The organism is Butyrivibrio sp. XB500-5 (assembly GCF_003625505.1).
GTDB lineage: Bacteria > Bacillota > Clostridia > Lachnospirales > Lachnospiraceae > Butyrivibrio.
In genome coordinates this window covers 113,461-138,362 of record NZ_RAIS01000005.1, presented here as the reverse complement: position 1 = coordinate 138,362, position 24,902 = coordinate 113,461, and the positions used below count along the sequence as shown (strand labels likewise).

At 38.9% G+C, this 24,902-nt stretch carries 24 protein-coding genes; all 24 read left to right on the top strand.

Annotated elements, in window-relative coordinates; all coding sequences use genetic code 11:
• Positions 1 to 16: 16 nt before the first annotated feature.
• The 24 genes from D6856_RS10195 to D6856_RS10080 all read left to right on the top strand — a co-directional run bounded on the left by D6856_RS10195 (position 17) and on the right by D6856_RS10080 (position 24,817).
• Positions 17 to 2,149, top strand: coding sequence for a LicD family protein (locus D6856_RS10195; RefSeq protein WP_120686794.1), 2,133 nt, complete (start codon positions 17 to 19; stop codon positions 2,147 to 2,149).
• A gap of 4 nt (positions 2,150 to 2,153) precedes the next feature.
• Positions 2,154 to 2,861: an IspD/TarI family cytidylyltransferase gene (locus D6856_RS10190; RefSeq protein WP_120686793.1), complete on the top strand. Its 708-nt coding sequence runs from the start codon at positions 2,154 to 2,156 to the stop codon at positions 2,859 to 2,861.
• Between the two features lie 45 nt (positions 2,862 to 2,906).
• Positions 2,907 to 4,019, top strand: a complete 1,113-nt coding sequence (locus tag D6856_RS10185) for a galactitol-1-phosphate 5-dehydrogenase (RefSeq protein WP_120686792.1) — start codon at positions 2,907 to 2,909, stop codon at positions 4,017 to 4,019.
• 355 nt (positions 4,020 to 4,374) lie between these two features.
• Positions 4,375 to 4,941, top strand: coding sequence for a rubrerythrin (gene rbr / locus D6856_RS10180; protein WP_120658427.1), 567 nt, complete (start codon positions 4,375 to 4,377; stop codon positions 4,939 to 4,941).
• Positions 4,942 to 5,033: 92 nt separating this feature from the next.
• Positions 5,034 to 5,300: a hypothetical protein gene (locus D6856_RS10175; protein WP_120686791.1), complete on the top strand. Its 267-nt coding sequence runs from the start codon at positions 5,034 to 5,036 to the stop codon at positions 5,298 to 5,300.
• A gap of 229 nt (positions 5,301 to 5,529) precedes the next feature.
• Positions 5,530 to 6,792, top strand: coding sequence for an AAA family ATPase (locus D6856_RS10170; protein WP_120686790.1), 1,263 nt, complete (start codon positions 5,530 to 5,532; stop codon positions 6,790 to 6,792).
• Entirely contained in the window at positions 6,793 to 7,413 is a 621-nt protein-coding gene (locus D6856_RS10165; RefSeq protein ID WP_120686789.1) for an RloB family protein, read from the top strand.
• 89 nt (positions 7,414 to 7,502) lie between these two features.
• Positions 7,503 to 8,261: a DUF2971 domain-containing protein gene (locus tag D6856_RS10160; protein WP_120686788.1), complete on the top strand. Its 759-nt coding sequence runs from the start codon at positions 7,503 to 7,505 to the stop codon at positions 8,259 to 8,261.
• A gap of 119 nt (positions 8,262 to 8,380) precedes the next feature.
• Positions 8,381 to 8,857, top strand: coding sequence for a hypothetical protein (locus tag D6856_RS10155; RefSeq protein ID WP_120686787.1), 477 nt, complete (start codon positions 8,381 to 8,383; stop codon positions 8,855 to 8,857).
• A gap of 524 nt (positions 8,858 to 9,381) precedes the next feature.
• Positions 9,382 to 10,707: a D-glycero-beta-D-manno-heptose 1,7-bisphosphate 7-phosphatase gene (gene gmhB, locus D6856_RS10150; RefSeq protein ID WP_330544291.1), complete on the top strand. Its 1,326-nt coding sequence runs from the start codon at positions 9,382 to 9,384 to the stop codon at positions 10,705 to 10,707.
• 44 nt (positions 10,708 to 10,751) lie between these two features.
• On the top strand, positions 10,752 to 11,411 hold the full coding sequence (locus D6856_RS10145; RefSeq protein ID WP_120686785.1) for a D-sedoheptulose-7-phosphate isomerase: 660 nt from the start codon (positions 10,752 to 10,754) through the stop codon (positions 11,409 to 11,411).
• Positions 11,401 to 11,955, top strand: coding sequence for an NUDIX hydrolase (locus tag D6856_RS10140; RefSeq protein ID WP_120686784.1), 555 nt, complete (start codon positions 11,401 to 11,403; stop codon positions 11,953 to 11,955). The genes D6856_RS10145 and D6856_RS10140 overlap by 11 nt, the downstream gene beginning before the upstream one ends.
• Positions 11,956 to 11,972: 17 nt before the next feature.
• Complete coding sequence (locus D6856_RS10135; protein WP_120686783.1) at positions 11,973 to 12,980, top strand: GHMP family kinase ATP-binding protein; 1,008 nt, start codon at positions 11,973 to 11,975, stop codon at positions 12,978 to 12,980.
• 1 nt (position 12,981) lies between these two features.
• Entirely contained in the window at positions 12,982 to 13,845 is an 864-nt protein-coding gene (locus D6856_RS10130; protein ID WP_158588906.1) for a sugar nucleotide-binding protein, read from the top strand.
• Positions 13,842 to 14,873 carry a GDP-mannose 4,6-dehydratase gene (locus tag D6856_RS10125; RefSeq protein ID WP_120686781.1) on the top strand — a complete coding sequence of 344 codons (1,032 nt, stop codon included), beginning with the start codon at positions 13,842 to 13,844 and terminating at the stop codon, positions 14,871 to 14,873. The genes D6856_RS10130 and D6856_RS10125 overlap by 4 nt, the downstream gene beginning before the upstream one ends.
• A 26-nt stretch (positions 14,874 to 14,899) precedes the next feature.
• Positions 14,900 to 15,649 carry a WecB/TagA/CpsF family glycosyltransferase gene (locus tag D6856_RS10120; RefSeq protein ID WP_243114072.1) on the top strand — a complete coding sequence of 250 codons (750 nt, stop codon included), beginning with the start codon at positions 14,900 to 14,902 and terminating at the stop codon, positions 15,647 to 15,649.
• Positions 15,650 to 15,654: 5 nt separating this feature from the next.
• The gene (locus D6856_RS10115) at positions 15,655 to 16,725 is read left to right on the top strand and encodes a glycosyltransferase family 4 protein (protein ID WP_120686780.1); all 1,071 of its coding nucleotides are present in this window, start codon (positions 15,655 to 15,657) and stop codon (positions 16,723 to 16,725) included.
• A complete protein-coding gene (locus D6856_RS15440; protein ID WP_120686779.1) occupies positions 16,726 to 17,361 on the top strand; it encodes an acyltransferase in 636 nt (211 codons plus the stop codon).
• 17 nt (positions 17,362 to 17,378) lie between these two features.
• The gene (locus D6856_RS10105; RefSeq protein ID WP_120686778.1) at positions 17,379 to 18,551 is read left to right on the top strand and encodes a polysaccharide pyruvyl transferase family protein; all 1,173 of its coding nucleotides are present in this window, start codon (positions 17,379 to 17,381) and stop codon (positions 18,549 to 18,551) included.
• A 32-nt stretch (positions 18,552 to 18,583) separates the two neighbouring features.
• A complete protein-coding gene (locus D6856_RS10100; RefSeq protein WP_120686777.1) occupies positions 18,584 to 19,606 on the top strand; it encodes a glycosyltransferase in 1,023 nt (340 codons plus the stop codon).
• A gap of 5 nt (positions 19,607 to 19,611) precedes the next feature.
• Positions 19,612 to 20,778: a Coenzyme F420 hydrogenase/dehydrogenase, beta subunit C-terminal domain gene (locus tag D6856_RS10095; RefSeq protein ID WP_120686776.1), complete on the top strand. Its 1,167-nt coding sequence runs from the start codon at positions 19,612 to 19,614 to the stop codon at positions 20,776 to 20,778.
• Between the two features lie 127 nt (positions 20,779 to 20,905).
• Positions 20,906 to 22,135: a hypothetical protein gene (locus D6856_RS10090; protein ID WP_147367828.1), complete on the top strand. Its 1,230-nt coding sequence runs from the start codon at positions 20,906 to 20,908 to the stop codon at positions 22,133 to 22,135.
• Positions 22,136 to 22,137: 2 nt separating this feature from the next.
• Positions 22,138 to 23,367: a CDP-glycerol glycerophosphotransferase family protein gene (locus D6856_RS10085; RefSeq protein ID WP_120686774.1), complete on the top strand. Its 1,230-nt coding sequence runs from the start codon at positions 22,138 to 22,140 to the stop codon at positions 23,365 to 23,367.
• 7 nt (positions 23,368 to 23,374) lie between these two features.
• The gene (locus D6856_RS10080) at positions 23,375 to 24,817 is read left to right on the top strand and encodes an oligosaccharide flippase family protein (RefSeq protein ID WP_120686773.1); all 1,443 of its coding nucleotides are present in this window, start codon (positions 23,375 to 23,377) and stop codon (positions 24,815 to 24,817) included.
• The last annotated feature ends 85 nt before the right edge of the window (positions 24,818 to 24,902 follow it).

Sequence of the window (24,902 nt, the reverse complement as noted above, 5' to 3'; positions counted from 1 at the left end):
GAGCTAAAAGAGCTTGATGAATACTAATCCCGATGAAGAAATGAAGATGGTACCACTAGAAGAGATCAGCTTTCCGCTTTCTTTTTTTAGGGAAGAGGTCAGGAACGGCTTTTATATCCCGACGATGATCAAGCGTTACTGGGCGGGACAGCTGCAGATCCTTTCTGAGATCGCTAAGCTGTGTGAAAAGCACGATATTCAGTGGTTTGGCGACTACGGAACGATGCTCGGCGCGGTCAGGCACGGCGGATATATTCCGTGGGACGATGACTTTGATATTTGCATGATGCGCGATGATTACGAGCGCTTTTTTGAGATTGCCAAAAAAGAATTTCCCAAGGAGTACATCATTCTTTCGCTGAGAGATATTGAGGAAGGTTATGACAACATTCTCGGAAGAATAGTTAATTGCAGCTCCATCGACTGCACCAAGGAACATATGGATGAGTTCAGCGGCTGCCCGTATACGGTCGGTGTCGATATTTTCCCCATGGACGGAATGTTTGCCGACGAGGCTAAGGAAAAAGAGCGTTATGACAGGGCCAAAAGAGCCATCCTCGTCCACAACGCCGTTGAGGCCAAGGACGAACTCGGAGATCTTGCCAAGAACATTGAAAGTTTGCTCATAGATGTTGAGAAAGAAAATCATGTTCATCTTAAAAGAGGCAAAAAATTAAAAAGAGAGCTTGAGCTTCTTATCGAGAAAATTTATATGGAGTGCCCTGTTTCCGACGGCGACAGGGTTGCTTTGATGCCGTTTTATATGATGTACGGCAATCATATTTTTCCTAAGAAGTTTTTTGAAAAGACTTTTGAGATGAAGTTTGAAAATACGACAATCCAGATTCCGTGCTGCTATGACCAGATTCTGTCAAGCAACTACGGAAACTATATGGAGATACGTAAGGGCGGCGGTATGCATGAGTATCCGTGCTATATCAGCCAGGAGAGAGCGCTTAAGAAGAAACTTGAGCATAATCCTTACAGATATACTTTTGATGCAAATCACATGCTTGTATCGGTAAAAAGATACATGACAAAAATGCTTGCTCCGGCTCCGGTAAAGGAAAAGGAGACAATTGTGTTCCTTCCTTGCAGAGCTATGTGGTGGGAGACCATGGAAGGCCTGTGGCACAGGTATAAGGCCGATGGCCATGATGTTCACGTATATCCCATAAATTTCTATGACTGCGATTACTACGGAAACGTGGGTGAAATGCATGATGAGCGTATGCTCTTCCCCGATTATGTCGGCGTAGAAAACTGCGAGGAGCTTGATTTTGCGCAGATCCGTCCCGACAAGATTGTGATCCAGGTTCCCTACGATGCAGAGAATACGGCACTTACCGTGCATGAATTCTTCTACTCATCAAATCTTATAAATTTCACCGATGAGCTCGTCTATGTCCCTTGCTTTGACATCGACGACCCCATCGACCGCGATGACAAAGCCTGCCGCGGCATCGAGATCCTCGCCGAACAGCCCGCCGTTGTCTACGCGGATAAGGTGCTGCTTAAGTCGGAGAAGCAGCGCGAGCTCTATCTCGAGAAGCTCATCTCCCTCTCCGGCGAAGAGACCCGTGCCTTCTGGGAGCAGAAGATTGAAGTTTCGCCGTATGTCGGAAAGGACTGGAGCGCTGCAGTCGGCGGCGGAGCAAGCGACTCGGCGGACGGCGTGAATGGCGGAGCGGATACCGGCGCGCACGGCCATGGCGGAAGTTCCGTTTCCCCTGAAGAAGAGGCACGTGATCGCGAGTGGAAGGAGTTCCTTGGCGAATATGCAGGCCGTAAGGCGGTCATTTATTACTTCACTATCAGCACCGTTATCTATCACGGTGAAAAGGCTATAGATAAGTTCGAGCGCGTGCTCGAGACATTCGCAGGTGCGCAGAACGACAAGCTCGTATCGGTCTTTGTCCCTCAGGATTACCTGACCGGAAATCTTGACAAGGCAGAGCCTTCGGTGCGCGAAAGATATCTTGCTTTTGTAGAGAAGGCAAAGAACACGCCGGGCGTTATCTTTGATGAAGAGGGACGAAGTCTTGATTTCATAGATAAGTGGAGTGCGTACTACGGCGACACAGGAGTTGCCGCAATGAACTGCGCAAGCAGAAATATACCTGTAATGCTTGAAAATGTAGAGGTGTGAGCGTATGAATGTAGCTATAATTCTTGCGGGCGGCGTCGGCAGCAGAGTCGGCGGCGATGTCCCCAAACAGTTTGTGGATCTGGCAGGCGAGATGATGATCGTGCACAGCTTGGAGCCCTTCGGAAATCTCCCCATAGTTCAAAACATCATAATAGTTGCGGAGGATAAGTGGCGCGAAGACATCGAAAATGCAATTGTTGATTACCCTGCCATCAGCGAGAAGATCCTTGGCTATGCTGATCCCGGTCAGAACCGCCAGCTTTCGATTTTAAGCGGCCTTGAAGCTATCGAGCTTCTGGGACTTGGCGACATGACCGACAACGTGATAGTACATGACGCGGCAAGACCCTTCGTAACCGAAGAGCTTATCACAGCGTGTCTTGAGGCGCTTTCGGACCACGACGGAGCTATGCCCGTTCTTCCCATGAACGATACCGTATATTTAAGCCACGGCGGCGTTCAGGTCGACGAGCTCCTTGACAGAAATACGATATTTGCGGGTCAGGCACCCGAAGCTTTTGCATACAAGAAATATCTCGACGCCAACAGGAAACTCATTCCCGACAAGATCCTCGTTGTTCACGGCTCCTCTGAGCCTGCAGTCATGGCAGGTATGAAGGTTGCCATGATCCCCGGCGACGTGCGCAACTTCAAGATCACAAGCGCAGCCGATATGGAGCGCGCCGAGGAGATCTTCCGGGAGAAGTACTGAAAATGAGCGTGAATTCTGCGCTCAGCAACACGGAGACAGATATAGATGAAAGCACAAGTTCTATACGACATAGGCGAAATAAGTTACGCGGATGTGGAGAAGCCCGTTCCGAGAGCGAACGAGGCTCTTGTTAAGGTGCGCGCGTGCGGCATCTGTGGCTCCGACATCCCGCGCATATATAAAACGGGCGCGCACAATATGCCGCTCATTCCCGGTCACGAATTCTCCGGAACAGTAGAGGAATGCGAGACTGCACCAGAACTTGTAGGGAAAAGAGTCGGCATCTTCCCGCTAAAACCCTGCATGGAGTGTGCTCAGTGCAAAAACAAGCACTACGAGATGTGCTCTAACTATGACTACCTCGGATCGCGTTGCGACGGGGGATTTGCGGAGTACGTGGCAGTACCTACTTGGAACTTGCTTCCAATTTCTGATGAAATAACCGACAGCGAAGCAGCAATGCTTGAGCCTATGTGCGTTGCGGTTCATGCAATGCGAAAAGCCGGTCTCGAAATATGCGCCGGTGCGGGTACGCAACAGGGCTATACAACGCCTTCAGACGCGAACAAGTCTATCTTTATATGTGGCCTCGGCACAATCGGCCTCTTACTTGCAATGTTCCTTAGAGACGCGGGCTACCGCAACATCTACTGCATATACAACAAAGGCATCCAGATGGAAAAGCTTGTAGATATGGGCTTTGCGCTCAGCAACCTCTGGGATTATCGCGAGGGCGACCCTGCGGATTTCGTCCGCGAGAAAACCTCCGGCGCCGACGTATTTTTCGAATGCATCGGAACGTCAGAAGCCTACGAGCGCGCAGTATCCTTAACCGCTCCGCTCGGCACCGTCGTTCTTGTCGGAAACCCCGCCTCGGACATGAGCTTGAAGCGCGAAGTCTATTGGAAGATCCTCCGCAACCAGCTTAAGCTTGTCGGAACCTGGAATTCCTCATTCTATGGAAATCCGCTTGGCACCAACGCTCCTGCTCTCGACGACTGGAACTACGTTCTTTCAAGGCTATCCGAGATCAGAAAGAGCGGATTCTCGCCCGAGAACCTCATTACCCATAGGTTCACACTCGACGAGATGCAGCAAGGACTTGAAATTATGCGCGATAAGGCTGACGAATATATCAAGATAATGGTAGAATACTAATACGCGCGGCTGAAAATCTAATAAATGTGCCGGCTTTGCGCTATTTAAACACACAGTGAAGTCGGTGAAGTTCACAGTGAAGTAGAGTGAAGTATATGTTGAACAGTTGCTTGAGGGAAAGAACGATCTGAAAGTTTTGTCATTTTGTTTCAATAAACCACGTACAGCAAGGGAAATAGCAGATGCTATTGGCGTAACACCATCTACATATTTTAGGAGCAATGTCCTCGGAAGATTATCTGAACAAGGGTTCCTGATTGAAAAGGCGGCATCGGGAGCAAACAGATATGTATCTAATCCGGATAAGGTTAAGATAAAAGTGTAAATATACGTTTCAACGCGAAAGGAGATTTTTATGGCAGAGAACAACAAATGGAGATGCAGAGCAGCAGATCTCAAAGGCACCGAGACAGAAAAGAACCTGATGGCAGCTTTCGCCGGCGAGTCCGAGGCAAGAAATAAATACACATTCTTCGCTTCAAAGGCTAAGAAGGAAGGATATGTGCAGATTTCAAATATATTTGCCGAGACGGCAGCCAATGAAAAAGAACATGCTGAGATCTGGTACAAGATCCTTGAAGGCATCGGAACAACAGTAGATTGCCTCAAGAACGCGGCAGAAGGCGAAGAGTACGAGTGGAAGGAAATGTATCCTTCATTTGCAAAGAAAGCAAGAGAAGAAGGCTTTGACGAGATCGCTGAGCTCTTCGAGGGCGTGGCCGCTATCGAAAAAGAGCATGAGGAGCGTTACAGAAAGCTTCTTAAGAACGTCGAGGACAAGATCGTCTTCTCACGCGACGGCGACTGCATTTGGCAGTGCAGCAACTGTGGTCACATCGTGGTTGGCAAGCAAGCTCCCGAAGTTTGCCCCATCTGCAACCACCCGCAGGCATACTTCCAGCTCAAGGCAGAGAATTATTAAAGACAATCTAAATAATAAAACGGCGTAGCTGAGGCTGCGCCGTTTTCTAGGAAAGAGAAAATGGGGAGCCTATTGCCAAGAGCGGAGATGTCATGACTGCCAAGAAGGACTTGGAGCTTGAAGCTAGCAAAACACCCGAAGATCCCGATTCCATGGAGGATATCACCCTCCCCAAGGGAACGAAAGTTACCTTCTACAGGACCAAAGACAGAGATGTTTATCTTTTAATACCAGACGGCAGACAGATCTGTTTCCACATGCTGGGGGAAGACGAGGATCCCGGCGATGAACCTGTCAACCATATAGATGATATGTTTGAAGACTTACCATATATTCCCGAACCGGAAAGAAGATGGTAATAAATAAAAGCACGTTGACAGTTGATATGTGTCCAGAATTCTGGGTACATATCATACAGCAACGTGCTTTTTGATGTCTTATAAAAGAACTCTAATCGTCCCTATGATACAAAATAAACCTAAAATTTGAATAAAAATTGCAAAAATCACAAAAATATTGTTGAAAACGATATACAACACGTTTATCATATTGGTATGAGAGTAGTGTGCATTAGAAAGGGGAAAGAATATGCTAATTCAGTTTTCTGTTGAAAACTATATGTCTATAAGAGATAAGGTTTTTCTTAGTATGGAGCCGTCAAAAGATTCTGAGCATCCTGAAAATATAATAGAAAAAGGCAAATGCAGCGCAGTCAATACAGTGGCAATATATGGGGCTAATGCTTCGGGAAAGAGCAGCCTGTTCAAGGCGATAACTGTCGCGATACTAATGGTCAGAAACTCGAATAATGTGCAGGTAACCGACAAATTACCGGTTATTCCATTTAAGTTTGACGCAGAATCCGTTAATAAACCTACATCTTTTGAGTTTACTTTTGTTGCGGGAGATAACAAGAAGTACATATATGGCTTTAGTGCGACAGCAGAGAAGATAACGGAAGAGTATCTGTATCGCTATGGAACCGCTAAGCCAACTCTATTATTTGATCTAAAAGAGGGTGAGACACCCAAATTTAACAGGGCGTATAAAACCAAGCTTGAGACAGTATATGAGATGAATACACCGAACAAGCTATTCTTGGCGACTGCAACGAACTGGAATGTGGAATGTACCAAGATTCCATTCGAGTGGTTGGCGGATTCTATCGATACATTTACCGATGTAATGACACTTAGTGGATTTGCGTTTGACAAATATCGCACAGATGAGAGCAAAGGATATGTGGATTTTACCAAGAAACTTTTACGGCAGGCGGATATCAATATAAGTAGCATCAGTGTTGACGCAAAAGAAATCATGGCAAATAATATTCCGTTTCAAATCCTCATGCAGGGCAAACCATTTCCATCTGAAGAAAGTAAGCACTTTGAGGTGGAAATCACAACCGGGCATATCATAACCAAAGAAGACGGAAAAAAAGAGGAATATAAGTTGACACTTCAAGAAGAATCCTTAGGAACACAGCTTCTGTTCTTCTATGGTCCAATACTTAAGGATGCTTTTGAGAAAGGTAAGACAATTGTTCTGGATGAGATAGACAAGAGTATGCATCCCAGCCTTGTAAAATTCATCATTAATCTGTTTAGAGACAGTGATATAAACAGCAAAGGATCACAGCTCATCGTAACTACTCATGAAACAGGAATATTGACGCTTGATATGTTCAGAAGAGATCAGATTTATTTTACAGAGAAAGACTATCAGACTGGTGTCACTGACTTATATTCACTGGATGAGTTTTCTGTTAGAAAGACAGAGAACATAGAGAAAGGCTATTTGCTAGGAAGATATGGTGCAATTCCGTTCCTTTGTGGTGAGGAGGTGCTCTAAATGGCTGATAGATCTTTTCAAAAGAAAAAGAGAAATGATGTCAGACGACAAAGAAAGCCTGTTATAGTCATCGCTGCAGAAGGAAGAAATAAGACGGAATATGCGTATTTTGCATCTTTTCGTGAACAGCATGGAAAGTACGTAATTCGTTTTGCTAATACCGGATTGGACACAGATCCAAAGGGAATGCTTAATTGCATGGATTCATACTGGAAAAAGAATGAACTGTCGACCAAAGATGGCGATAAAGCATATATCGTTCTCGATATGGACCTTGATGAGAAAAAGATAAATACAGTAAAAAGGCTTCAGAAAAAAACAGAGAATGTAAGATTCATAGCATCAAATCCTTGTATTGAAGTATGGTTCATATTGCACTTTATTTACACCACACATCCTTTTAAAGACAGTAAGGAACCTAAGAAAGAGCTTGCTAAGTACATTGACGGATACAAAGAGAGTATGGATATCGCAGAGGTTCTTCGTCCAAATCTAGAAGATGCTAAGAAGCGCATTAAGCAGCTTAAGGCATATTACAAGCAGATAGGGACTGAATGGGGCGGTGTCAAGTGCAATCCGATGAGTGATGTGGTGGAGATTATAGAGGAGCTTGGGTATTAGTACATGAATAATTAAAGTGTAAAAATATATTTATATAAGATCCATTTGATTGAGACAATTAATAAGATTGAGCGAGGTAAGAGTAAAATATGACTATTCCGTCTATTATCTACAAATACAAGCAATTAAGTTCTACTGAGGATTTAGTTAGATTAATGAACATACTAAATCATAATAGGATCTACCTCCCTACATATAATCAGCTTAATGATCCTTTAGAAGGGCAAATAATCAACATTGAAACTCATGGTTATGCCGGATGTTCAATGTCATTGGCTGCGGATGAAGAGGATCAGTACATTAAAGCGCATAAAGATGCATTTAGGATATTGTCTTTATCTGAAGAATGGAATAATCCACAATTATGGGCTCATTATGCCGGCGGATATAAGGGAGTGTGCTTGTGCTTTTCAACACAAGGAGTATTTGGACGAATTAACAAGATAGAATATTGTAAAAAAAGAGAAGATGAATTTACTGAGACCGAGGGAGGAATAGATAGACTTATTAAAAAAAGCTTTTATAAAAAAGCGATAGGTTGGAGCTACGAAAAAGAGTGGCGAATAGTATCTAAATCAACAAAAGAACACCTTAAGTTTCAAGAAAGAGATTTGTTGGGAATTATAATCGGTCATGAGTTAAAAAAAGATGTATGCGATTTTATTATGGAAAATACAAATAGAGACCTTTTATGGATGAAAACAGTAGTGGGATATAGATCTTTTAATATACATGCGGTTCGGCCAAATTACAAATATGATAATAATGGGGTACCAATTAAGACGCTCGATGTGGAGAAAGCATTGCTTGCGGGAAAGTATGTACCCGTAAACAGATACCACCGGTGAAGTAGTCATAGTATAATAGTATGTAGTCGTTTTTCTAGACCATACTTCCAGCTTGGATGTGAGAATTATTGAAAAGACTGTTCTGGACTTATGAGAAGAAATCAACCGGGAGGGGACAGATGACGCATAAGATGTTGGGGCGAAAAGAAAAAGCTCCGAAAGCTTTCAAATATATCCATGACACATCAATCGATAAATTTACTAAATACTATATCAGATTGATCAAAAGGAATAAGACGATGCCAAAACAGATAGAGGCAATCCGGCAGTCCTATAAAAATCTTCCGGATGATATCAAGGAACTCCTTTATCTTAATTTCAGGAATAATAGAGCCGCAGATGCATCTGCTCCGACTATCAGAGAGATGGTAACGCTAGCTATTCCGATATTTGTAATTATGATCACGCAGTTTGGAAATGCCATGGATAAGTTTTCTGCATCTTCCTATGCGAACGTATTAGCCTTTTTGAAAGATAATCCCAGACTGAACGAGGCAGTCATGGCTTCGTTTCAGGATACGATCAACTGGGCAATGTTCATCGGGAATTTGTGTTTGTTTTTTCTTATTTTTTGCGTTTGCAGCCTATTTTATTGACTATTTCTATGTCCTTTTTCGTAATTTGAGGGCAGAGAAATACAGGCTTCTTGCAGACATAATTGTAATGCTTCATGATGAGGAAGAATCTGACACATAAAGCTATAAAAGAGTTTATGAAACAGGTAGCAGTAGTGCGGGTGACCGGCTACTGCTGTTTTGCAAAAATACGGTAAAGGCATACATGGATTCTAAATAAAAGCAGAAAATATTATATACTTCTCCTGTATAAAATTACTGCGTTACAATGCATAAAAAGGAATGGATGTTCGGTTGAAAATAATGGATATATAAGATAACATATAAGGGGTATTTTTATATGATGATTGGACAGATGCTGGGTTATAAGCGTCTTACTATAAGAAGATGCCTTTTGTGGGCAATGGACGAGAGAGGGTAGAGGGCAGGCATTGTTTGTTCTGTTCTCTATTTTTTTGAATGATGCGACTAATTCACCTTAAGTAGGATGCAAAGCGAAAAATGTCAGAATATATAGAGGAAATTGGTAGATGAAGACAGTTATTATGGCTGGAGGGAAGGGAACTCGTATCTCTGAGTTGTTTCCTGATATACCTAAGCCGTTAATACCGATTAAGAATAAAGCCGGAGAATCAAAGCCTGTACTAGAGTGGGAAATACAAAGTTTGGTTGAACAGGGATTTAAAGAGATCATTCTTACTGTTTCTCATATGGCTGATAAGATTCAGGATTATTTTGGAAACGGTGAGCAATTAGGAGCGAGCATAACATATTTTGTGGAGGACACTCCGCTAGGGAATGCCGGTGCCTTGTTTAAGATGAGAGATCAACTTACGGAACCATTTCTCCTGCTTAATGCTGATGCTGTTTTTGATGTGGATTTCAAACGCTTCTATGCAGCACATATGAAGAAAAAAGAGGAGTGTGGCGTGCTTGCAACTCTTTTCACGCATCCTAACAGCCATCCTTATGACAGTGGCCTGATAGTGGGTGATTCCTTAGGAAGAGTTATTTCATGGCTTACAAAAGAAGATTCAAGACCAACCTATTACAAGAACAGAGTTAATGCAGGTTTACATGTCATAGATCCGCAATTACTCGACCAATCAGGCATTGATGCAGTTAGTGTGGGAGAGAAATCCCCTCAGACAGGCAAGACTATAAAAGTCGACTTAGATAGACAACTTTTGAAGCCTCTGTGTAATACAGGACGTATGTATTGCTACGACTCTCCGGAATACGTTAAAGATATGGGAACGCCGGAGCGGTATGAGGCTGTTTGCAGAGACTACGCCAATGGTGTGGTTGAGAGCAAGAATTTAAGCCATAAACAGAAAGCTATTTTTCTAGACCGTGATGGAACGATCAATAAGTATGTCGGATTCCTAAGGGACATTGATCAGTTTGAACTGATAGATGGTGTAGCAGAAGCAGTTAAAAGAATCAATGAGAGTGGATATCTTTGTATTGTTGTTACTAATCAGCCTGTTATAGCAAGGGGAGAAGTGACGAGAGAACAGCTTGAAGCAATACACATGAAGATGGAAACAGAATTGGGCAAGCAAGGAGCATACATTGATGGACTATACTATTGCCCCCATCACCCGGATAAAGGGTTTGAGGGTGAAGTGAAAGAGCTCAAGATTGAATGCGATTGCCGCAAGCCTAAGCCCGGATTATTACTTCATGCTGCAGAAGATTTCAATATAGATCTGACAGCTTCTTGGATGATTGGCGATGGAGATAATGATGTAGGTGCCGGTGAAAATGCAGGTTGTAAGACTATACTCTTATCAAATGACCTTGAGAACACATGCAATGCAGATATCATTGCGAGAAATCTGAAGGAAGCAATAGAGCAGATTTTGTAAGAAATAAAGATAGCAGTGATGCCGGTATTTGAAAGGTAATACTAATGGAACATAGATTGATGAAACACGTTGACATACTAGTTGAAAGATATCCGCAGCTGTCTGTATGTCGAGATGATATTATCAAGGTATATGAGATTTTGGAAATGGCATATGAAGGCGACCATAAGCTTCTAATTGCCGGAAATGGTGGTTCTGCAGCTGATAGTGAGCATATTGCAGGGGAACTGATGAAGAGGTTTAAGATTTTAAGACCTGTACCGACGGATTTTGCAAAGAAATTAGTGGATATTGATCCTATAAGAGGCGATAATTTAGCTAAGAATCTTGAACGAGGACTTATGGCGATTCCACTTGTTGCTCATGAGGCACTGACCACTGCTTATATCAACGATGTTGATGGCTTGGGTGTATTTGCTCAACAGCTATATGGTTTTGGCCGCCCCGGAGATGTTTTCCTTGGAATAAGTACTTCCGGTAATAGTATGAATGTTATGAGCGCCACTGTAGTAGCGCGCGCGCTTGGAATAAAAGTCATCGGCCTTACCGGAAAAGACGGTGGTGAGCTAGCGGGAGTTGCCGATGTGTGCATAAGAGTCCCTGAAACAGAGACTTACATGATACAGGAACTTCATCTTCCGGTTTACCATTGTTTATGTCTTATGCTGGAAGATAGATTTTTTGGAGATTTAGATGAATCATAGAATTCAACCGTGGATTACGAAGTCGTCAAACAAGCTTCTTTCAACTCCATTTGTATCAGTTGAATCGCATACGGTAGAACTTCCAAACGGAACAGTTATTGATGATTTCTATACTGTTGCGATCAATGATGCCGCACTTATTGTGGCAACCACACAAGATGATCAGATTATTTTAACACGCGAATATAGATATGCGTGTAAAGAAGTGGTTACAGAATGCCCGGCCGGCATGGTTGAAGGAAAAGAGGGGCCGCTGATAACGGCAAAGCGTGAACTATTGGAAGAAACAGGATATGAAAGTAATGACTGGACTTATCTTGGACCGACTTTTGAGTCAACATCTAAACTAACAAATACAATGCATCTATTTTGGGCAAAGGATTGTAAACAGGTATCCGAGCAGAGTCTTGAAGAGTCCGAAGATAGCATTGAGGTGCTGAGAATACCAATTAGCAAAGCTATTGATATGGTTATGGACGGAGATATCAAACCGAATAGTTCAGCACACGCAATATTAAAAGTGCTAAGAATGATGAATAAATAATATAGATTGGAGACACGATGATAATTACAAAAACACCGTTTCGAATGAGTTTTTTTGGTGGCGGTACAGATATGGAGAACTTCTTCCGCGAATATGGCGGGGCTGTTCTTAGTACAACATTTGATAAGTATTGCTATGTAACGGTAAGGCATTTGCCTCGATTCTTTGATTGGTCTACTCATTTAACATATTCAGCACAAGAGTATGTGACAGATGTTGATGAGATCAAGCATCCGGCAATAAAAAATGCCATGAAAATGTTGGACATGCACGAAATACGTCTTTTATACGAGGCTGATCTACCTGCACGTTCCGGATTGGGAACATCATCATCATTTGCAGTTGGAATGCTCAATGCATTCTATGCCCTCAAAGGAAAATATGCTGATAAGAAGAAATTGGCAGATGAGGCTATTTATCTTGAACGAATTCTATGTAAAGAAACAGGTGGCTGGCAGGATCAGATTGCTGCGTCTTTTGGTGGAATGAATAGAATAGAGTTCAATAAAGACGGGACATACGATGTTCACCCCATTATAATTCATCCGGATCGTAAGAAACAGCTTAATGATAATCTTTTGATGTTCTTCACGGGATTTACAAGATTTTCTTCTGAAATGCAGAAAGCAAATCAGGCTGGATACAATGAAAAGATCAACCAACTTAAACAGATGTATCAACTTGTGGATGAAGCAGAGTTAATTCTTGAAGATAAGAATTCGGATATAGATGACTTTGGAAGGCTTCTTGATAAGACATGGCGATTGAAGCGACAGACCGGAGGAGCTATTACCACTGATTCTATTGATGGCTTATATGAAAAGGGAATAGAGGCTGGTGCTTTAGGAGGAAAACTTCTGGGGGCTGGTGGAGGTGGTTTCCTTCTTTTCTATGTTCAACAGGATAAAAGAAGCGCTGTCATGGAAGCGATGAATGATTTATTATATGTTCCTTTCCGTTTTGAAGATGGTGGAACACAGGTTGTTCACTATACACCTGAAAACTATGAACCAAGGGAGGCGTGATGTGAAAGCGGCACTTGTGGGTAGCTCCGGATATATTGCGGAATTTATTCTTAAAAGGTTTTCAAATGAAAACAAAATAGAATCTGTTTTGAGAATAGATTGTAATGATAAGGCAGATGCATATTTAGATTTGAGCGAACCTGAGAAATTTGATTATAATATCTTGGATGATATAGATTACATTGTATTTACAGCGGCCATTTCCGGACCGGATCAATGTGCGAAAGAATTTGATGCTTGCTGGAAAATCAATGTAACAGGGACAAGTTATTTTATTAGAGAAGCTATAAAGCGCAGTTGTAGGGTATTGTTCTTTTCATCAGATGCTGTATTCGGAGATATTCCAGGAATGATTTATGACGAAGAGTCCGAAACCAAGGCTTATACGCCGTATGGTAAGATGAAGAAAGCAGTCGAGGATGAATTCAAAGAGAATCCTTGTTTTAAAGCGATTCGCTTATCATATGTTGCATCTGCAAAAGATAAGTACTATACATATCTGTTGAATTGTATACGGAAAGATGAGGTTGCTGATATTTTTCATCCATTTTACAGAAATACAACAGTGGTTTCTGATGTGGTTGATATTGTTGCTTATTTTGCCTCTGAATGGGATAAGTACGAGCCGACATTTCTTAATGTTGCAGGAAAAGAACTAGTTAGTCGAGTAAGAATGGCTGATGAATTGAACAGGTTCATTGGCGGTAAACTAAAGTATACTATTTCTATGCCTGGCGAAGATTTTTTCACAAACCGTCCACGAATAACTCAGATGCATAGCTTGTATATAAGTAAATATGGAATAGTTGAGGATAACTCATTTACAGAAAAGATAGTAAAAGAATTAAAGGAGATTGAATTATGAAAGCATTGATCACAGGAATTACAGGTATGGTGGGTTCGCACCTGGCAGATTTTCTTTTAGAAAACACCGATTGGGAAGTTTATGGTGTTTGCCGTTGGAGAAGTCCTATGGATAACGTGACTCATCTTCTTGATAGGGTTAATAAGAAGGATAGGGTTTTCTTTGAATATGCTGATCTTAATGATCAGATGAGTCTTATTAATGTAGTTAATAGCATTAAGCCGGATTATGTATTCCACTTAGCTGCTCAGTCTTATCCACAGACAAGTTTCACAGCACCTATCGATACACTTAATACAAATATACTTGGTACGTGCAGATTGCTTGAAGCTTTTAGGCTTGCTATGCAAGAAGATAAGAATTATAAACCCGTAATACATGTATGTGCATCTTCTGAGGTTTTCGGACGTATACCAGCAGATAAGAAACCGGAGGAGGGTATCAATGAAGAGTGTGCATTCCATCCTGCGAGCCCTTATGCAATATCTAAGACAGGTACAGATTTGCTGGGACGTTACTATGCAGAAGCATATGGAATGACAGTAATGACTACCCGTATGTTTACACACACAGGACCTCGTCGAGGAGATGTATTCCATGAGTCTACATTTGCAAAGCAGATTGCAATGATCGAAGCAGGACTTATTGAGCCCAAGGTTATGGTAGGCAATCTTAAGAGCCTTAGAACATATGCTGATGTTCGAGACGCGGTAAGAGCTTATTTTATGCTTGTAACAGTTAATCCAATTGCCGGAGAATATTACAATATTGGCGGATCTTATACGTGTGAAGTAGGCGACACGCTGAACACTCTGATTTCTTACAGCACAAGGAAAGATGATATTAAGGTTGTAACTGATCCGGAGAGGCTTCGTCCCATTGATGCAGATCTTCAAGTTCCGGATTGTAGAAAGTTTAAGGCGCACACCGGATGGGAGCCTGAGATTAGTTTTGAGCAGACTATGCATGACCTTCTTGATTATTGGAGAGAAAGAGTTGGCAAGGGAGAAACTTTCTTGACTAGATAAAAACTGTTGATATTGGAGGGAATTACATGGCTCTAAATCGCATGCCATTTATGAACACGTATGTTGACAATATAACCGAAGAGCAAGCCATTACGCATATAGAAAATTGTATCATTAATCGAAAGATAGGCCATGTCATCACTCCAAATGTGGATCAGATTGTTCGTATTGAGAGAGATCCGTATTTTAAAGAAATATGTGATAATGCCGAATTACTTTTGGTTGATGGCCACCCACTTATGTGGATTGCCAAATGGTATGGAAAACCCATAAAGGAAAAAATATGTGGATCGGATCTAGTTCCGCATTTATGTGAATTGGCAAGTAAGAAGGGATATCGAGTATTTCTTTTGGGGGCAGCTGAAGGTGTTGCGGCGAAAGCTGCTAAGATTTTGGAACAAGATTTTCCTGGGATAATAATTGCGGGAACGTATTCGCCTCCGTTTGGTTTTGAAAAAGATGAAGATGAATTACAAAGAATAAATACCATGCTCAAAGAATCAAAGTCAGATTTATTGTTTGTTGGCATGGGTGTTCCAAAGCAAGACATATTTATATATGAGAACATGCATAAATATCAGATTCCAATGTCATTTTCTATAGGAGCAACTATAGACTTTATCGCAGGAGAGCAGAAAAGAGCGCCTCGTTGGATGACTGATCATGGAATAGAGTGGATATATCGCTTGTTCTGCGATCCTAAGAGAATGTTTAAACGGTATATAATTGATGACATGAAGATTTTCAAACTGGCGTGGAAATACAGGAAAGGATAAATAGTATGGAATTAAAGAACCAGAATATTCTATTCTTTTCAAGGTCTACACAACACGGCGGTACCGAAAATGTAGTTCTGCAACTATGTGAGATATTTCATCCTCTTGTTAATAAAATAGTCGTGCTCTCGGCAGATGGATTTTCGTCTGAAAAGTTAAAGCCATTTGGTATTAAGCATTATTCTATTCCGGATATTGCGAGCAAAGCACCTTCTACAATCATATCGGTTGCTAAGACGCTTAAAGAAATAGTAAAAAAGGAACAAATTACTGTTATTCACACGCATCATCGTATGGCAGCTTTTTATGTAGGGATAACAGGGTTATATAGGAAATGTAAATTTATAAACACAAGTCATAATACTTTTTTTAATAGCCGTGCATTAACACGATATGCATATAAGAAAGCTTCATTGATTGCATGCGGAGAGATGGTAAAGAAAAATTTATATGATGTGTTTGGATTAAGCGATGTGACTGTAATTCACAATGCGGTAAAACCATTTACCGATGGAATAGTGATAGATCAAGAATTACTAAATGATAGAGAAAGCGGCAAGTATTTAATAGGCAATATTGGGAGGCTTTCTGAGCAAAAAGGCTTTGAATACTATGTTAGGGCAATTCATGCCGTAGTGGAAAAACATCCTGAAGCACAATTTTATATCATTGGTTCAGGTGAGGACGAGGAAAAGCTGAAGGTGTTGAGCGCCGGACTTCCGGTGAAATTTCTTGGATACAGAACCGATATTCAGAATCTAATGTCTCAACTTGATCTTGTAGTACTTTCTTCATTGTGGGAAGGGTTACCGTTAACACCTATTGAGGCATTCTCTGTTGGAAAGACAATAGTTGCTACAGGTGTTGATGGAACACTTGAGATAGTTCAGGATGGAGAGAATGGGTTAATTGTTCAGCCAAGAGATGAAAAACAGCTTGCAGAAAAAATAAATTGGCTGATTGAGCATCCAGAAGAAAAAAGAGTAATGGAAAATAAAGCAATAGAAACATTTGACACAGAATTTTCCTTTGACATTCTTGCTCAATCATATGCCGATTATTATAGGAGTTTGTAAATGGAAAGCTATCAAATAAAAGTACAAGATGGCAAGACGTTTAGAGAATATACAGATGAGGGCAAACGTATCTACCATAAGAGTATGGGAAACGATATGAGCAAGCTACACAAAGCAGTTTACTATGCAGTTACGCTTTGGGGGAACAGAGTAATAAATAAGCTTCCCAGTAGACATATTAGAAAGTGGTTTTATCAGCTGCTTGGAGCAAAGTTTGGCGAAAACTGTTTTCCTTGTAGAAGAGTTGAGATATTGCTTCCTAAAGGATTGGAACTAGGAGATAGAGTGGCAATCGGTTGGTTTGCCGAGTTAGATGCAAGGGGTGGAATTGCAGTTGGTCATGACACTAACATTAGTTCCCATGCAAAACTGATTACGGGTTCACATGATATTGATGATCCCGATTTTAAAGCGGATTTTTTACCAATACATATCGGACACCACTGTTGGATAGGAACTGGTGCAATGATATTGCAGGGAGTAAAGATTGGAGATGGAGCTGTTGTAGCCGCCGGCGCAGTGGTAAATAAAGACGTTGATGCGTGGACGGTTGTCGGAGGTGTTCCGGCTAGAATTTTAAGAAAAAGGAATGATGAGGTGGATTATAAAACAGGAAAACCACCATTATTTTATTGACTAATTGGAGAGAAGAAATGAGAGTAGGGATAGCGTCCTGTTATTATAATAGAAATTACGGAAGTATGTTACAAGCTTACGCAACGCAGAAAATATTAGAAAAACTTGGACATGAGGCAGTGACGTTTCAGTGCCTAAATCCGATTAAATATATGACACAGAGTAAGGTTAGATATTATTTTCATAAGTTCTGTAGTCTCGATATAGTAAAGTCGAAAATTAGACAGTATAAAGGGAAAAAAGAAGCAGTAAATAATAGTGAATATTTGAGTGATCTAATTATTCGAAACGAGAAGTTTGATGATTTTTATAAGAAATATATCCATCTTTCAGAACAAAATAAAACAAGAGAAGATTTAACTCGACTTTCATTAACCATGAATGCTGTGGTGGTTGGTAGTGATATGCTATGGCATCCTATAAATATTGAACATGATTATTTTACTTTGACTTTTGTGCCTGAACCTGTTAAGCGAATTTCTTATGCAACAAGTTTTGGCACAACGTTTATCCCAAAGTATCAAAGGAAACAGGCAAGGGATTTTCTGAACCGATTTAATGCAATTTCGGTTAGAGAGCAATCAGGGGTAAAGGTCATAGAGGAATTGGGGGTTAACAAACCGGCTAAGGTTGTTTTGGATCCGACATTGTTGTTTTCTGCTGAGGAATGGATGGTCATTCAAGAGCAGAGCCCTATTGTTAAAGAAGAGTATATCTTCTGTTATTTTTTAGGGGTGAATAAAGAACATAGAAGGATGGCTAACAATCTAAAGGAAAAGACTGGCTTAAAGATTGTTACCTTGCCACATCTGGACGAATATGTATTGGGTGATGAAAATTTTGGGGACTATCAGTTGTATAAAGTGGGACCTTCAGAGTTTGTAAATTTAATCAGAAATGCAGAATATGTATTAACTGATTCGTTCCATGGAACGTGTTTTTCTATCCTAAATCATAAGAAATTTTTAACCTTTAATAGGTTCCAAGCAGGGAATACGCAGTCAACGAATACTCGCATTGATTCGTTGTTAGGAATGATGAATCTTTCAAGTAGGAGAGTTCAGAGTTATTCTTGTGGAGATGAATTGCTTTCGTTAATTGAGGAAAATATAGATTATAGCATTGTAGATTTAATACTTGACGAAGAGAGAACAAAAGCAGAGGAATATTTAATACAAGCGTTAAAATAATAATGTTGTATTGACATATAGGTGTAGGAGTTATGATAAGTGTAGTTTTACCGGTTTACAATGTTGAAAAATATTTACCTGAATGTCTGGATTCTTTGATTAATCAAAGCTACAAGGATATAGAAATAATTATAATTAATGACGGCTCAACTGATAATAGTGAGGCAATATGCAGAGAATATGCGTTAAAAAATAAAAACATCAAATTGTATACGAAAGAAAACGCGGGCTTGGGGTATGCAAGAAATACCGGTATAGAGCACGCGAATGGTGAGTACGTACTTTTTTTGGATTCTGATGATGTTTTTAAAAAGGATTTAATCAAGAATTTAGTTGAAGGTATTTATGAAAATAAAATTGATACTTGCGTTGGAGGATTTGAAAGGATTTCTGAGGAAGGGAAAGATGTAGGATCTTATGGAAAAGCTGATATAGCTGAGTATTGTGGTGTGGAAATTAAGGAGAATTTATTGCCTAGATTGTTTGGGAGTTCTCCTGACAAGCAAGACGGTATAGTTATATCTGCATGCAATACATTATATAGCATGAAAATCATAAGGGCCAATAATCTACGGTTTGAATCAGAGCGAGAATACACTTCAGAAGATTTATTTTTTAACCTTGAGTACTTTAAGTACTCTATTGGGGTCAGATTTAATGGATGCAGAGATTATTTATATAGGATAAATCCAACTTCATTATCTCATAAGTATCGGAAAGATAGGTTTGAGATGAAGCAAAAAATATATATTGAAGGATGTAAGCGTCTTAAAAGTGCTGGAATATATGAATATGCAAAGCTAAGATTTATGAAGTATTACTTGATAGGAATGAAACTTTGTATTAGACAAGAGATTCCCAAAATCTCGGGGGAAACATATCATAAATGTATAGAAAACATACGCGTAATTTGTTCAAATGCCATCCTTAAAGAAATAATTCAAGAATATCCGGTTTCAAAACTTAGAATAAAGCAGAAGCTTTTTGTATTTCTTCTAAAGTATAGATGTGCTAATATCCTTTGTCTTTTTTCTATGTTGGGAATTATGGAGTAGGAATTATGATAAATTTTGATAATAAAGAAAATTGCTGTGGATGTGGGATATGTACCACAGTTTGTCCAACCAAATCGATTAACCTTGTAACAGATGAAATGGGATTCGAAAGAGCTAAAGTTAATGTTGATACATGCATTAACTGCTCACTTTGTAATGAAGTATGCCCGCTTCAAGGTGAAACCATTATAAATAAACCGCTAACGGGATATATAGTTCAATGCAAAGATGAAATGATTAGAATTGATAGTACATCTGGTGGCGCTTTTACTCCATTGGCGAAGAAAATAATAGATGATGATGGGGTAGTCTATGGAGTCATTATGCATGATGGGCATGCGCAGCATGTTCGATCAACTGATGTTAAAGATATCTCTTTAATGAGAAATTCAAAGTATACTCAAAGTAGTATGAGAAGAATGCTTGAAGATCAGAGCATAGAACAAGATATTTCTTCGGGAAGAAAAGTCTTGTTTTCAGGAACTCCTTGTCAAGTAAATGGTATAAAAAATAAATATGGCAAGCATGATAATCTAATAACAGTAGAAGTCATGTGTAGAGAGGTTGTTTCGCCGCTTTTACTCTCTAAATATATAGACTATATGGAAAAAAAGAATCACGACATAATTAACAAGATTCGATTTAGAGATAAGCATTATGGGTATCATTACTCGACTATGAACGTTTCATTTAGTAGTGGAAAGCAGTATTATAAGCCCTTGAATTATGATCCATATTTAAAGGCTTTTTTTTCTAATGCATTCGCTAGAGAATCGTGCTTTTCTTGTCCATTTAGAGGTGTGAATAGAGGTGCCGATATAACAATATGGGACGCTTGGGATGTATCACGCTACGAACATCTTAATAATGATGATAAAGGCTCGACAAAAATGTTAGTAAACACAGAAAAGGGAAAGGTTTTATTCGAATCTTGTAAAAATGACTTTTATTTAGAAAATTGTACTGTAGAAGAATTGATTGGAGATGTTTCAGAAATGGAACAGCCTCTAGCTTATTCTGATAATTTCCCTCAAATGCGTGAAGATTTGGTGGATATGACATCGCAGTCCTTTTTTAATAAATATTGGAGGATTACTCCTAGTATTTTGCTTAGGAATATGATAAAAACAATACTCTATAAAAACAGATTTACAAGGAAAATGTTTTTTTGATTTTTAATAAATTAGGAAGTGAAAGGTTTGATAAGAGAGATCGATTATGCTACTTAATAGGAAAAGGTACATAAAGTACTTATGTTTGTTCTATCTAAATATGAATTGGATTATTGATGTTTTCCACATGCCGGAAACAATAAAAAATTTAATTCATATTTTGGCTATATTGTTAATAGTTTGGACTTTTAAGAGTCTTCACTTTAGAGCGAAAAGGCCTAAAGATGAACGGTGGATATTTAGATGGATTGTCTTTTTTTCAACCGGAGTAGTAATTGGGTGGTTGATAAATGGGATGTCGCCTGTTCTTTTTTTGTGGGCAAGTACGAAGACGTATATTTTCTTTTTCTTCTTTATCAGTTGTGCGGCAGTTCTCGACGCTCATGAAATGGAATATATATTGGAAATATTGTGCAAGTATCAGTATTTGAATGTAATTCTTTGTTTGCTTGAATTTTTTGTTTTAAATATCAGTGGCGATTGGCTGGGAGGCATATTTGGTATTCGCCAAGGAGCTAATGCCTATACAAACATATACTTAATGGTTATTTGTACTTATACTATGACTAAGTATCTTCGAAAGCAGAAAAATGTGAGTCAATTACTATGGATACTTGGATCATCTTGTTTAATAGCAGGTTTTACAGAAATAACGGCCTTCTTTGTTGAAATTGCAATGATAATGATCATAACAACATTCCTATCTAGGAATGTTGAGAAGAAGATTGTGGTAGCTATAATTGGTGTATCGGTCGCACTCATAGGTTTTGGTGCCCTGGCTGTTTTGTTCCCGAAAAGATTTGATTATATATACAGTATACAATCTGCTATCACATATTTAGGAGGAAAGGATAATCACTACTACACCGATAGTGGTTTATACGTTGGTGGGGCATATTCTGTGAGTCGATTGAATCCATTTGAGCAGATTAATCGATATTTCTTTCATAATGATTTATTGAAAAATATATTTGGTTATGGACTAGGCAATTGTGAGATGTCTCCAAACAATACTATTTTTCAGAGCGATTTTTATTTACAGAATAAAAAATATGAATATTACATTTTTTCTCATGCGGCTACTTTTATTGAAACTGGGGCGTGGGGACTACTTAGTTATGCATATATGTTAGTAAGTCTTGTTAAGATGGGACTGGAGTATAGAAAAGATAGTAATAGATACTCTTATTTTGTTGATGTTGGATTTGTTATGTCGGTGATGACGGTTGTGCTTTTTTTCTATAATAGTTCTGTTAGAACACATTCTGGATACTTACTATTTTTGTCGTTATGTACTATTCCTGTGTATGCCAATTGGAAAAAGCATAATCCTATTCTTTTAGAAGGAAATATATAAAGATGAAAGATATTTGCTTAAAGGTATTGAATTATTTAATTCCTAAAAAGAGGAATGCAGTGTTTTTTATGCCTCTTTCAAACTGTGAAAAGGATAAGTATGATTTGATTAATCATACGGCTGATAGCGCACTATCTTTTGTAAATTATTGGCTATCCGAGAAAAAGGATTTTGAAGGAGAAATATACCTTGTTATTCATTTTCGTGAAAGACTTGAGAAATATAAAGAATATATACAGGAGCATAGTCATATAAAGTTTCATTTTGTGTATCATGGGAAAGATGCGAGTTTTATTGATAAGTTAAAAGTTCTATTCTGTCGCTTTAGATGTAAAGTGTGGGTGACAGAGACTATTTCATATCTTCAAGATTATGCTACTAAGTCGCAAGCTCAGATATGCCTTACGTATTTTACGTCATGTAAAGGTGATTATGTATTCCAAGGAGATACTATAAAAATACGTAAATGGTGTTTGAAACATCAAGAAAAAGTGAGACTGATTTCATCATCTTTTGTTGATTCGCTCATAAGATGTACAGCATTTGGGACTACGATTCAGTGCTTGTATCCACTGGGGCTTAATAGAAATGATAATTTTGATTCTAGATTACCAATTAACAATGAATGTAAAAAATGGGTAGATTCTTTAAAACATAATGAATCTACTAAAGTGATTTTATATGCTCCGACATTTAGAGATTACGAATCAAGCGATTCAATTAATAGTCGAAGTATATGGGGATTTGGTTATAATGATGCTGTTATAAATGAGTATTTGAAAGAACGAAATTATATTGTTATTGCCAAACTTCATCCTTGGCAAAATGCTGCTGCTGTTAATAAAGCAACATCAGAGGTTGTTTTGTATAAAGAGAATTTTGAGTTCAGTTTCTATGATGTTATGAAAGCCAGTGATATGATGATCACAGATTATTCGTCTATTGGACTGGATTGGTTGTTGTTGGATAAACCTATCATATATAATTTGTACGATTATGATAAATACAAAGAAGTCAGAGGCTTTGCATATGAGCCATATTCTGATATTTGCGGAGGACCGATTGTAAATAATTCAGAAGAATTATTGGAAGAGATAGATAAATCAATAACCAATATCGATTATTATGCTGAAAAAAGAGATTCTGTCTTGAAACTGATGTATTTAGGAAAACATTTTGATGCTAATGAGAAAATATTTGAGCAAATGAAAGAATTATTATTACAAGAGTGAATGTAAAATGCGCTGTATTATTAAAAATATAATAGGAAAATTTGAAAAAAAATATAAGAATTCAAGTGTTGTAGTAAGGGCCAGCTTTTGGTTTTGGCTTGTTGCGATTATCGATAAAAGCATTTCTATTATAACGCAGCCTATTATTAACCGAATTCTTACGGTAGAGGAAGTTGGTGTATTTGGTACATATAGCTCTTGGAATGCAATTTTTTCCGTATTAGCCACTTTTAATTTGTTTGGTGGGGTATTAGAAGTATATTTAACAAAAGAAGAAGACAATAAAAATAATATTATTGGTTATCTTTGTTCACTTAGCCTGCTAATATCTGCAGTCATTTGGTCGGTTATCCTTGTGTTTGGAAGACAGTTTTCGTTATTGTTGAATCTAAATAGAAAATATCTTTTTATTATGGCTGTGAGCATAGTTGCAGAGGCTATTATTCAATTCTGGATTGTTCCAAGGAGATTTGAATACGCATATAAAGCATATGCCATTATGGTTGTTTCTTTATTTTTTGCGAAGAGTGTTTTGAGTGTTTTATTATCATTTTGGATATCTTCTGACAGAGTGCTGGGGCGAATATTAGGCTTGACGATTCCAGCTGCAATTGTGGCAGTTGTTTTGCTGGTTGCTATTTTTAAAAATGTCAAGTGGAAAGGTGCTTATAAATACTGGAAAGCAGGGATCCTTTTTAATTTACCCTTGATTCCACATTATTTGTGTTCAATTCTTTTGGCTACATCGGACAAAGTTATGATTCAAAGGCTTGATGGACAATATAGCACGGGGTTATATACAGTGGCATATTCATTTTCAAGCCTGGCATTAATTGTTTTTAATGCGCTTAACAGTGCGTATAATCCGATGTCGATGAAATGTATAAAAGAAAAAAACTATAGTAAATTAAGTCAGTCGACCAGCACACTCGTATTTTTATCGGTAGTTTTTTCTGTTTATATGATGCTTTTTGCACCAGAAGGGATAATGTTACTTGGCGGTAAAAAGTATTTATCTGCCGTGACAATAATTCCCACATTGATAGTAGGAATATTCTTTTCATCTTTCTATTTTGTGTTTTCTAATATAGAGTTTGTGTATGAAAAGACAAAATATATTTTCCCGGTTACATTGTTTGGTGCTTTAGTGAATATATCATTAAATTATCTTTTTATTCCTATTATCGGATATCAGGCTGCGGCATATACAACACTTTTGGGATATGCAATTGTAGCTGTTTTACATTATGTTATTTCTAAACACATTATAGGAAGCGATGTATATGATATAAAAAAAATAGTGTGCTCTTTGTGTTTGCTCTTTTTGGGGATGGGAGGAGCATTACTAATGTATAAAACACATTCAATTATTAGATATATTTTTATTATTGTTGTTTCAATGCTTTTAGGCTATGGCGTTTATAAGAAAAAAATCAATCTTAAGCTATAAGAATAGTAAGCATTATGCTAAGTGTCTTCATTGAAAAAAGCTATTTTCATAAAAGCTCCAAATCATATGGCATATTGCATAAAAG

Bases quoted from the DNA above. Each gene is read 5' to 3' on its own strand.
- D6856_RS10120 (WP_243114072.1), top strand. From the start codon at position 14,900: ATGGCTCTAAATCGCATGCCATTTATGAACACGTATGTTGACAATATA.
- D6856_RS10190 (WP_120686793.1), top strand. From the start codon at position 2,154: ATGAATGTAGCTATAATTCTTGCGGGCGGCGTCGGCAGCAGAGTCGGC.
- D6856_RS10155 (WP_120686787.1), top strand. From the start codon at position 8,381: ATGACGCATAAGATGTTGGGGCGAAAAGAAAAAGCTCCGAAAGCTTTC.
- D6856_RS10170 (WP_120686790.1), top strand. From the start codon at position 5,530: ATGCTAATTCAGTTTTCTGTTGAAAACTATATGTCTATAAGAGATAAG.
- D6856_RS10175 (WP_120686791.1), top strand. From the start codon at position 5,034: ATGACTGCCAAGAAGGACTTGGAGCTTGAAGCTAGCAAAACACCCGAA.
- D6856_RS10105 (WP_120686778.1), top strand. From the start codon at position 17,379: ATGAGAGTAGGGATAGCGTCCTGTTATTATAATAGAAATTACGGAAGT.
- rbr (WP_120658427.1), top strand. From the start codon at position 4,375: ATGGCAGAGAACAACAAATGGAGATGCAGAGCAGCAGATCTCAAAGGC.
- D6856_RS10115 (WP_120686780.1), top strand. From the start codon at position 15,655: ATGGAATTAAAGAACCAGAATATTCTATTCTTTTCAAGGTCTACACAA.
- D6856_RS10085 (WP_120686774.1), top strand. From the start codon at position 22,138: ATGAAAGATATTTGCTTAAAGGTATTGAATTATTTAATTCCTAAAAAG.
- D6856_RS10125 (WP_120686781.1), top strand. From the start codon at position 13,842: ATGAAAGCATTGATCACAGGAATTACAGGTATGGTGGGTTCGCACCTG.
- D6856_RS10195 (WP_120686794.1), top strand. From the start codon at position 17: ATGAATACTAATCCCGATGAAGAAATGAAGATGGTACCACTAGAAGAG.
- D6856_RS10185 (WP_120686792.1), top strand. From the start codon at position 2,907: ATGAAAGCACAAGTTCTATACGACATAGGCGAAATAAGTTACGCGGAT.
- D6856_RS10090 (WP_147367828.1), top strand. From the start codon at position 20,906: ATGCCGGAAACAATAAAAAATTTAATTCATATTTTGGCTATATTGTTA.
- D6856_RS10080 (WP_120686773.1), top strand. From the start codon at position 23,375: ATGCGCTGTATTATTAAAAATATAATAGGAAAATTTGAAAAAAAATAT.
- D6856_RS15440 (WP_120686779.1), top strand. From the start codon at position 16,726: ATGGAAAGCTATCAAATAAAAGTACAAGATGGCAAGACGTTTAGAGAA.
- D6856_RS10140 (WP_120686784.1), top strand. From the start codon at position 11,401: ATGAATCATAGAATTCAACCGTGGATTACGAAGTCGTCAAACAAGCTT.
- D6856_RS10095 (WP_120686776.1), top strand. From the start codon at position 19,612: ATGATAAATTTTGATAATAAAGAAAATTGCTGTGGATGTGGGATATGT.
- gmhB (WP_330544291.1), top strand. From the start codon at position 9,382: ATGGCTGGAGGGAAGGGAACTCGTATCTCTGAGTTGTTTCCTGATATA.
- D6856_RS10165 (WP_120686789.1), top strand. From the start codon at position 6,793: ATGGCTGATAGATCTTTTCAAAAGAAAAAGAGAAATGATGTCAGACGA.
- D6856_RS10135 (WP_120686783.1), top strand. From the start codon at position 11,973: ATGATAATTACAAAAACACCGTTTCGAATGAGTTTTTTTGGTGGCGGT.
- D6856_RS10145 (WP_120686785.1), top strand. From the start codon at position 10,752: ATGGAACATAGATTGATGAAACACGTTGACATACTAGTTGAAAGATAT.
- D6856_RS10100 (WP_120686777.1), top strand. From the start codon at position 18,584: ATGATAAGTGTAGTTTTACCGGTTTACAATGTTGAAAAATATTTACCT.
- D6856_RS10160 (WP_120686788.1), top strand. From the start codon at position 7,503: ATGACTATTCCGTCTATTATCTACAAATACAAGCAATTAAGTTCTACT.